This window comes from Pseudolysinimonas sp., assembly GCF_044239695.1.
In the GTDB taxonomy this organism is placed as follows: domain Bacteria; phylum Actinomycetota; class Actinomycetes; order Actinomycetales; family Microbacteriaceae; genus Pseudolysinimonas_A.
The window spans coordinates 1-7,420 of the sequence record NZ_JBIIAW010000126.1; the positions used below are offsets into that span (position 1 = coordinate 1).

14 protein-coding genes and 1 pseudogene are annotated in these 7,420 nt (G+C 67.1%); all 15 read right to left on the reverse strand.

The window, feature by feature from the left end; genetic code table 11:
• Positions 1-901, reverse strand: a 901-nt coding sequence (gene secY / locus ACILQS_RS14510) for a preprotein translocase subunit SecY (protein ID WP_395640840.1), incomplete at its 3' end; no start/stop codon positions are given.
• A gap of 96 nt (positions 902-997) precedes the next feature.
• Positions 998-1,756, reverse strand: coding sequence for a 50S ribosomal protein L15 (gene rplO / locus ACILQS_RS14515; protein ID WP_395640841.1), 759 nt, complete (start codon positions 1,754-1,756; stop codon positions 998-1,000).
• Positions 1,756-1,941, reverse strand: coding sequence for a 50S ribosomal protein L30 (gene rpmD / locus ACILQS_RS14520; protein ID WP_191283567.1), 186 nt, complete (start codon positions 1,939-1,941; stop codon positions 1,756-1,758). The genes rplO and rpmD overlap by 1 nt, the downstream gene beginning before the upstream one ends.
• Positions 1,941-2,630, reverse strand: coding sequence for a 30S ribosomal protein S5 (gene rpsE / locus ACILQS_RS14525; RefSeq protein WP_395640852.1), 690 nt, complete (start codon positions 2,628-2,630; stop codon positions 1,941-1,943). The genes rpmD and rpsE overlap by 1 nt, the downstream gene beginning before the upstream one ends.
• 77 nt (positions 2,631-2,707) lie before the next feature.
• A complete protein-coding gene (gene rplR / locus ACILQS_RS14530) occupies positions 2,708-3,067 on the reverse strand; it encodes a 50S ribosomal protein L18 (protein ID WP_395640842.1) in 360 nt (119 codons plus the stop codon).
• Positions 3,067-3,603, reverse strand: coding sequence for a 50S ribosomal protein L6 (gene rplF, locus ACILQS_RS14535; protein ID WP_395640843.1), 537 nt, complete (start codon positions 3,601-3,603; stop codon positions 3,067-3,069). The genes rplR and rplF overlap by 1 nt, the downstream gene beginning before the upstream one ends.
• 6 nt (positions 3,604-3,609) lie before the next feature.
• Entirely contained in the window at positions 3,610-4,011 is a 402-nt protein-coding gene (gene rpsH / locus ACILQS_RS14540) for a 30S ribosomal protein S8 (RefSeq protein ID WP_395640844.1), read from the reverse strand.
• Between the two features lie 69 nt (positions 4,012-4,080).
• A complete protein-coding gene (rplE, locus tag ACILQS_RS14545; RefSeq protein WP_395640845.1) occupies positions 4,081-4,677 on the reverse strand; it encodes a 50S ribosomal protein L5 in 597 nt (198 codons plus the stop codon).
• Entirely contained in the window at positions 4,677-5,036 is a 360-nt protein-coding gene (gene rplX / locus ACILQS_RS14550; protein WP_395640846.1) for a 50S ribosomal protein L24, read from the reverse strand. Before rplX ends, rplE begins: the two co-directional genes overlap by 1 nt.
• Positions 5,037-5,039: 3 nt before the next feature.
• Positions 5,040-5,408 carry a 50S ribosomal protein L14 gene (rplN, locus tag ACILQS_RS14555; protein ID WP_395640847.1) on the reverse strand — a complete coding sequence of 123 codons (369 nt, stop codon included), beginning with the start codon at positions 5,406-5,408 and terminating at the stop codon, positions 5,040-5,042.
• Positions 5,409-5,411: 3 nt separating this feature from the next.
• The gene (rpsQ, locus tag ACILQS_RS14560) at positions 5,412-5,771 is read right to left on the reverse strand and encodes a 30S ribosomal protein S17 (protein ID WP_395640848.1); all 360 of its coding nucleotides are present in this window, start codon (positions 5,769-5,771) and stop codon (positions 5,412-5,414) included.
• Positions 5,771-6,118: a 50S ribosomal protein L29 gene (gene rpmC, locus ACILQS_RS14565; RefSeq protein WP_395640849.1), complete on the reverse strand. Its 348-nt coding sequence runs from the start codon at positions 6,116-6,118 to the stop codon at positions 5,771-5,773. The genes rpsQ and rpmC overlap by 1 nt, the downstream gene beginning before the upstream one ends.
• The gene (rplP, locus tag ACILQS_RS14570) at positions 6,118-6,537 is read right to left on the reverse strand and encodes a 50S ribosomal protein L16 (RefSeq protein ID WP_395640850.1); all 420 of its coding nucleotides are present in this window, start codon (positions 6,535-6,537) and stop codon (positions 6,118-6,120) included. The genes rpmC and rplP overlap by 1 nt, the downstream gene beginning before the upstream one ends.
• Positions 6,538-6,539: 2 nt before the next feature.
• Complete coding sequence (rpsC, locus tag ACILQS_RS14575) at positions 6,540-7,310, reverse strand: 30S ribosomal protein S3 (protein WP_395640851.1); 771 nt, start codon at positions 7,308-7,310, stop codon at positions 6,540-6,542.
• Positions 7,310-7,420 (reverse strand): annotated as a pseudogene (locus ACILQS_RS14580) (50S ribosomal protein L22); the annotation flags it as partial. The gene rpsC and the pseudogene ACILQS_RS14580, both read right to left, overlap by 1 nt.

A 7,420-nucleotide genomic window follows, 5' to 3' on the forward strand; every position in this document is an offset into this window, starting at 1 on the left:
CGTCGGAACCCTGGTTGAACTGGGCGATCAGCGACGGCAGGTACAGCAGCGACGAGGCGAAGATGACCGGCACGACGCCCGCCATGTTGACCTTGATCGGGATGTAGGTGTTGTTGCCGCCGTAGGTTCGCCGACCCACCATCCGCTTCGCGTACTGCACCGGGATGCGTCGCTGCGATTGCTCGACGAAGATGACGGCCGCAATGATCAGCAACCCGATCCCGATGACGATCAACAGGATCTCGATGCCCTGCACGGTCGCGATCTGGCCGAGCGACGAGGGGAACGTCGCGGCGATCGAGGTGAAGATGAGGAGCGACATGCCGTTGCCGACGCCGCGCTCGGTGATGAGTTCGCCCATCCACATGATGAGGCCGGTGCCGGCGGTCATCGTGATGACCATGAGGAGCATGCCCCAGACGGTCTCGCCGTCGGACGTGATGAGCGGGAGGTCGCAGGGGATCAGCTGGCCGCTGCGGGCCACGGTGATGAGCGTCGTCGACTGGAGGACACCGAGCGCGATCGTCAGGTAGCGCGTGTACTGCGTCAGACGCGCCTGGCCCTGCTGGCCCTCCTTGTAGAGGGTCTCGAAGTGGGGGATGACCACGCGCAGCAGCTGCACGATGATCGACGCCGTGATGTACGGCATGATGCCCAGCGCGAAGATCGACAGCTGGAGCAGTGCGCCACCGCTGAAGAGGTTGACGAGCGCGTAGAGTCCGGCCGCGCCCCCGCCGTCGCCGCTCTGGATCGGCGTGAGGCAGTTCTGCACGACCTCGAAGTCGACGAACGGGGCGGGGATGAACGATCCGAGCCGGAAGATCGCGATGATCGCGAGCGTGAAGCCGATCTTCTTGCGCAGGTCGGGCGTGCGGAAGATCCGTGCGACGGCACTGAACACGACGCCTCCTTCAGATTGCAGGAACGGGAGGTTTGAGCCTATCCGGCCCGGGAGGGCGACCGCTGACGGTCGCCCTCCCGGACGCGGGAAGACGTGCTACTTGACGGAGCCGCCGGCCGCGACGATCTTCTGCTCCGCGGAGCTGGAGACCTTGTCGACGGCGACGTTCAGCTTGACCGCGATGTCGCCGGTGCCGAGCACCTTGACCTTCTCGTTCTTGCGGACGGCACCCTTGGCGACGAGGTCGCCGATCGTGACGTCCCCGCCCTTCGGGTAGAGCTCGGCGAGACGCTCGAGGTTGACGACCTGGTACTCCACCCGGAACGGGTTCTTGAAGCCGCGCAGCTTGGGCGCGCGCATGATGGAGTTCAGGTTGCCGCCCTCGAGGCCGACACGCACCTGGTAGCGGGCCTTCGTGCCCTTGGTGCCACGACCGGCCGTCTTGCCCTTCGAGCCCTCACCGCGACCCACGCGCATCCGGTCCTTCTTGGCACCGGCGGCGGGACGGAGGTGGTGGGCCTTCAGCACCTGGGGACGCGCCGGGGCGGCGTCCTTCTTCGGCGCGGCCTTCGCCGCCGTCGACTTCGCGGCGGGCTTGGCAGCGGTGTCGTCCTTCGCGGCGGCAGCAGCCTTGGGAGCAGCAGCCTTCTCGGCCGCGGGCTTCTTCTCAGCAGCGGCCTTCGGGGCGTCAGCCTTGGCGGCGGCCGCCTTCGGGGCAGCAGCCTTCGCGGCGGCGGGCTTCTTCTCGGCGGCGGCCTTCGGGGCGGCATCCTTCTGGGGCGCAGCAGCCTTGGGGGCGGCGGCCTTCGAAGCAGCAGCCTTCGCGGGCGCCTTCTTCTCAGTCTCTTCAGCCATCAGTCAATCTCCTCGACCTTGACGAGGTGCGCGACCGTCTTCACGTAGCCGCGGTTCTGCTTGTCGTCCGGGCGCACGACGACGTCGCCGATGCGCTTCAGTCCGAGGCTGCGCAGCGTGTCCCGCTGGTTCTGCTTCTCGGAGATCTTGGACTTGATCTGGGTCACCTTGAGGCGCGCGGCCATCAGGCACCTGCCTTCGCGTTGGCGAGGTCGTCGGCCTCGGCGCGCACCAGGCGGGCCGGGGCGACATCCTCGAACGGCAGTCCACGACGGGCGGCGACGGCGCGCGGCTCTTCGAGCTGCTTGAGCGCCGAGACGGTCGCGTGGACGATGTTGATCGTGTTCGACGAGCCGAGCGACTTGCTCAGGATGTCGTGGATGCCCGCGCACTCGAGCACGGCGCGCACCGGACCACCGGCGATGACCCCGGTACCGGCGGCAGCCGGACGCAGGAGCACGACACCGGCCGCGGCCTCGCCCTGCACCGGGTGCGGGATCGTCTTGCCGGAGCGCGGGACGCGGAAGAAGTTCTTCTTCGCCTCTTCGACACCCTTCGAGATCGCCAGCGGCACCTCGCGGGCCTTGCCGTAGCCGACGCCGACCATGCCGTTGCCGTCGCCCACGACGACGAGCGCCGTGAAGCTGAACCGGCGGCCGCCCTTGACGACCTTCGACACGCGGTTGATCGTCACGACGCGCTCGAGGAACTGGCTGTCGCCACGGTCCCGCGAGTTGCGGTCGTTACGGGGCTGACGCTCGCGCGACCCGCGACGGGCCTCGCGCTCGTTCGTGCTGGGCGCGGTGCCGGCGGCGGTCTCGACGACCTGGCCCTCCGGCGCCTCCAGCGCGGCACCACCGGCGACCGAAGCCACCGTCTCGGTGCTCTCCGGAGCGGTCTCGACCTCGGGGGTCTCGACCTCGGTCGCATCCTGGTTGTTGGTGACGTCGCTCACAGGTTCAGCCCTCCTTCACGGGCACCCTCGGCGATCGCGGCGACACGACCGGCGAAGCGGTTTCCGCCGCGGTCGAACACGACGGCGTCCACCCCGGCCTTCTTGGCGCGTTCGGCGAGCAGCTCGCCGACCTTCTTGGCCTTCGCGGTCTTGTCACCGTCGAAGGAACGCAGGTCTGCTTCGAGCGTCGAGGCGAAGGCCAGCGTGTGGCCCTTGCTGTCGTCGACGATCTGCACGAAGACATGGCGGGCCGAGCGGTTCACGACGAGACGCGGACGCGCCTCCGTGCCGACGATGCGCTTGCGCAGTCGGGTGTGCCGACGCGTACGCTGCGCGGACTTGCTGACGGTAGCCATTACTTCCCACTCTTTCCGGCCTTGCGGCGGACGACCTCGCCGGCGTAACGCACGCCCTTGCCCTTGTAGGGCTCGGGCTTGCGCAGCTTGCGGATGTTGGCGGCGACTTCGCCGACCGCCTGCTTGTCGATGCCGCGGACGGTCACCTTGGTGTTGCCCTCGACCTCGAACGAGATGCCCTGGGGCGGGTCGAACGTGATCGAGTGCGAGTAGCCGAGCGCGAACTCGAGCGACTCGCCCTTGGCCTGCACGCGGTACCCGGTGCCGACGATCTCGAGGCCCTTGGAGTACCCCTCGGTGACGCCGGTGATCTGGTTGGAGATCAGCGTGCGGGTCAACCCGTGCAGCGAACGCGAGGCGCGCTCGTCGTCGGGGCGGGTGACCGTGAGGGTGCCGTCTTCGAGGGCGACCTCGATCGGCGCCTTGACGTTCAGGCTCAGCTCGCCCTTGGGGCCCTTGACGTTGACGGCCTGGCCGTCGACGGTCACGGTGACGCCCGCGGGGACGGTGATCGGCATACGTCCGATACGCGACATGTCAGATCACCACACGTAGGCGAGGACTTCCCCACCCACGCCCTTCTTGGTCGCGCCGCGGTCCGTGAGGAGCCCCGACGAGGTGGACAGGATGGCGACGCCGAGTCCGCCGAGCACGTGCGGGATCTCGGTCGACTTCGCGTAGACGCGCAGGCCGGGCTTCGAGACGCGCTTGATGCCGGCGATCGAACGCTCGCGGTTCGGCCCGTACTTCAGGTCGATCGTGAGGGTCGAGCCGACACGCTCGTTCTTCTCGACCTTCCAGCCGGTGATGTAGCCCTCCTTCTGGAGGATCTCCGCGATGTTGGTCTTGAGCTTGCTGCTCGGCATGGAGACCTCGTCGTGGTACGCGCGGTTCGCGTTCCGGAGACGGGTCAGCATGTCGGCCACAGGGTCCGTCATGGTCATGAGTGTTGAGTCCTTATCTCAATCGGTTTCGGCACGGGGTCCACCCCGGCCGACCTTCTTTGATCGGTGTTACTGCTGAGCCGCGGCGTCGGCGGACTTGAACGGGAAGCCGAGCTGGCGCAGGAAGGCGCGTCCCTCGTCGTCGTTCTTGGCCGTCGTCACCACGGTGATGTCGAATCCGCGGACGCGGTCGATGTTGTCCTGGTTGATCTCGTGGAAGATGCTCTGCTCCGAGACGCCGAACGTGTAGTTGCCGTTGCCGTCGAACTGCTTGTCCGACAGACCGCGGAAGTCGCGGATGCGGGGCAGCGCGAGCGTCACCAGGCGGTCGACGAACTCCCACGCGCGGTCGCCCCGGAGGGTGACGTGCGCGCCGATCGGCATGCCCTCGCGCAGCTTGAACTGCGCGATCGACTTGCGGGCCTTCGTGACCTGCGGCTTCTGACCGGTGATCAGCGTCAGATCCTTGATCGCGCCGTCGATCACCTTGGAGTCGCGAGCTGCCTCGCCGACACCGGTGTTCACGACGACCTTGACCAGACGCGGCACCTGGTGCGGGTTGGTGAACCCGAACTCCTCGGTGAGCGCCTTGGTGATCTCCGCGCGGTACTTCTGCTTCAGGCGAGGCTGGGCTTTGTCAGCCGTCGCAGCAGTGGCAGTAGCCATTAGAGCTTCTCTCCGGACTTCTTCGCGTAGCGGACGCGAACCTTCTTCTTGACGCCGTCCTTCTCGACGACCTCCTCGCGGAAGCCCACGCGGGTGGGCTTCTTCGACTTGGGGTCGACGACCTGGACGTTCGAGATGTGGATGGGAGCCTCGTGGGTCTCGATGCCACCGGTCTTCGTGCCGCGCTGGGTCTGTCCGACCTTCACGTGCTTCGTCACGAAGTTGATGCCCTCGACGATGACCTTGTTCTTCTCGACGAGCACCTCGATGACCTTGCCCTGCTTACCGCGGTCTCCGCCGCGAGCCTGGCTCGGTCCCGAGATGACCTGCACGAGGTCACCCTTCTTGATGTTGGCCATGGGTTAGAGCACCTCCGGTGCCAGCGAGATGATCTTCATGAACTTCTTGTCGCGCAGCTCGCGGCCCACCGGGCCGAAGATGCGGGTGCCACGCGGGTCGCCGTCGTTCTTGAGGATCACGGCGGCGTTCTCGTCGAACTTGATGTACGAGCCGTCGGGGCGGCGGGTCGACTTGATCGTGCGGACGATGACGGCCTTGACGACGTCACCCTTCTTCACGTTGCCGCCCGGGATCGCGTCCTTGACGGTCGCGACGACCTGGTCGCCCAGTCCGGCGTACCGGCGGCCGGAGCCTCCGAGCACGCGGATGACGAGCAGCTCTTTGGCGCCCGTGTTGTCCGCGACCTTGACGCGGGATTCCTGCTGAAGCATGGGTTACTTCGCCTTCTCTGCGATTTCGACCAGGCGCCAGCGCTTCGTCGCCGAGAGCGGGCGGGTCTCGGCGATCACGACGAGGTCGCCGATGCCGGCGGAGTTCTGCTCGTCGTGGACCTTGACCTTGGAGGTGCGACGGATGACCTTGCCGTAGAGCGGGTGCTTGACGCGGTCCTCGACCTCGACGGTGATCGTCTTGTCCATCTTGTCGCTCGTGACGTAGCCACGGCGCGACTTGCGGTATCCACGGGCGTTCTCGTCGCGCACGTCGTGCGCGGCGGACTCGTGGCCCTCGTTCGCCTTCGGGGCGGCGGTCTTCGCGGGCGCCTTCGTGGGCGCCGCGGCCTTGACCTCAGCCATTACTTCTTCTCCTCGGTGTCGACGCTGTCGTCGGCTGCGGTCTCCACCGCATCCGCCTCCGCAGCGTCCGCCTTCTTGGGCGTGGTCTTCTTGGCACCCTTCACCGGAACCTCGACCGGGGCGGGAGTGGCACGGATGCCGAGCTCGCGCTCACGGATGACGGTGTAGATGCGGGCGATGTCGCGCTTCACGGCGCGCAGGCGGCCGTGGCTCTCGAGCTGACCGGTGGCCGACTGGAAGCGCAGGTTGAACAGCTCCTCCTTGGCCTTCTTGAGCTCGTCGATCAGCCGATCGTTCTCGAACGTGTCGAGCTCGGTGGGTGCGAGCTCCTTGGATCCGACGGCCATCAGGCGTCACCTTCCTCGCGCTTGATGATGCGGGCCTTGAGCGGGAGCTTGTGGATCGCACGCATGAGCGCCTCGCGAGCAAGCTGCTCGGGGACGCCGGCGACCTCGAAGAGCACCCGGCCCGGCTTGACATTGGCGATCCACCACTCGGGCGAACCCTTACCGGAACCCATGCGGGTTTCGGCCGGCTTCTTGGTGAGCGGACGATCGGGGTAGATGTTGATCCACACCTTGCCGCCACGCTTGATGTGACGGGTCATCGCGATACGAGCGGACTCGATCTGACGGTTGGTCACGTACGCGGGCGTGATGGCCTGGATGCCGAACTCGCCGAAGCTGACCTTGGTACCACCGGTGGCAGCGCCCGAACGTCCGGGGTGGTGCTGCTTGCGGTGCTTGACCTTACGGGGAATGAGCATGATTACGCCTCGGCTCCTGCGGTCGCGGGGGCGTCGGTGCGGGGGCCACGGGGGCCGCCACCGCGGGGACCGCGGTCATCCCGACGCTCCGGGCGGGTCGACTTCTGCGAAGCCTGCTCGCGCGCGAGTTCCTTGTTGGTGATGTCGCCCTTGTAGATCCACACCTTCACACCGATGCGGCCGAACGTCGTGCGGGCCTCGTAGAAGCCGTAGTCGATGTTCGCGCGGAGCGTGTGCAGGGGCACGCGGCCCTCGCGGTAGAACTCGGAGCGGGACATCTCTGCGCCGCCGAGGCGGCCGGAGACCTGGATGCGGACGCCCTTGGCGCCGGCGCGCTGCGCGCCCTGCAGGCCCTTGCGCATGGCGCGACGGAACGCGACACGGGCGGAGAGCTGCTCGGCGATGCCCTGCGCGACGAGCTGAGCCTCGGCCTCGGGGTTCTTGACCTCGAGGATGTTGAGCTGGATCTGCTTCTTGGTGAGCTTCTCCAGGTCGGCGCGGATGCGCTCGGCCTCGGCGCCACGGCGACCGATGACGATGCCCGGGCGAGCCGTGTGGATGTCCACGCGGACGCGGTCACGGGTGCGCTCGATCTCGATCTTCGCGACACCGGCCCGGTCGAGGCTCGTTTTCAGCAGGTTGCGGATCTTCACGTCCTCGGCCACGTAGTCGGCGTAACGCTGACCCGGCTTGGTCGAGTCGGCGAACCACCGCGACACGTGGTCGGTGGTGATGCCCAGGCGGAAGCCGTAGGGGTTGACCTTCTGGCCCATTACTTCGCCCCTTCCTTCTTCGAGCTCGGCTTGGCGGCGACCTCGAACTCGTCGGGGGTCGCCACCTCGATGGTGATGTGGCTGGTGCGCTTGAGGATCTTGAACGCGCG

Excerpts from the sequence above, each read along its gene's own strand:
- rplR (WP_395640842.1), bottom strand. The coding sequence starts at position 3,067 with ATGGCTACCGTCAGCAAGTCCGCGCAGCGTACGCGTCGGCACACCCGA.
- rpsH (WP_395640844.1), bottom strand. The coding sequence starts at position 4,011 with ATGACCATGACGGACCCTGTGGCCGACATGCTGACCCGTCTCCGGAAC.
- rpmD (WP_191283567.1), bottom strand. The coding sequence starts at position 1,941 with ATGGCCGCGCGCCTCAAGGTGACCCAGATCAAGTCCAAGATCTCCGAG.
- rplO (WP_395640841.1), bottom strand. The coding sequence starts at position 1,756 with ATGGCTGAAGAGACTGAGAAGAAGGCGCCCGCGAAGGCTGCTGCTTCG.
- rplX (WP_395640846.1), bottom strand. The coding sequence starts at position 5,036 with ATGGCCAACATCAAGAAGGGTGACCTCGTGCAGGTCATCTCGGGACCG.
- rplP (WP_395640850.1), bottom strand. The coding sequence starts at position 6,537 with ATGCTCATTCCCCGTAAGGTCAAGCACCGCAAGCAGCACCACCCCGGA.
- rplF (WP_395640843.1), bottom strand. The coding sequence starts at position 3,603 with ATGTCGCGTATCGGACGTATGCCGATCACCGTCCCCGCGGGCGTCACC.
- rpsC (WP_395640851.1), bottom strand. The coding sequence starts at position 7,310 with ATGGGCCAGAAGGTCAACCCCTACGGCTTCCGCCTGGGCATCACCACC.
- rpmC (WP_395640849.1), bottom strand. The coding sequence starts at position 6,118 with ATGGCCGTCGGATCCAAGGAGCTCGCACCCACCGAGCTCGACACGTTC.
- rpsQ (WP_395640848.1), bottom strand. The coding sequence starts at position 5,771 with ATGGCTGAGGTCAAGGCCGCGGCGCCCACGAAGGCGCCCGCGAAGACC.
- rplN (WP_395640847.1), bottom strand. The coding sequence starts at position 5,408 with ATGCTTCAGCAGGAATCCCGCGTCAAGGTCGCGGACAACACGGGCGCC.
- rplE (WP_395640845.1), bottom strand. The coding sequence starts at position 4,677 with ATGGCTACTGCCACTGCTGCGACGGCTGACAAAGCCCAGCCTCGCCTG.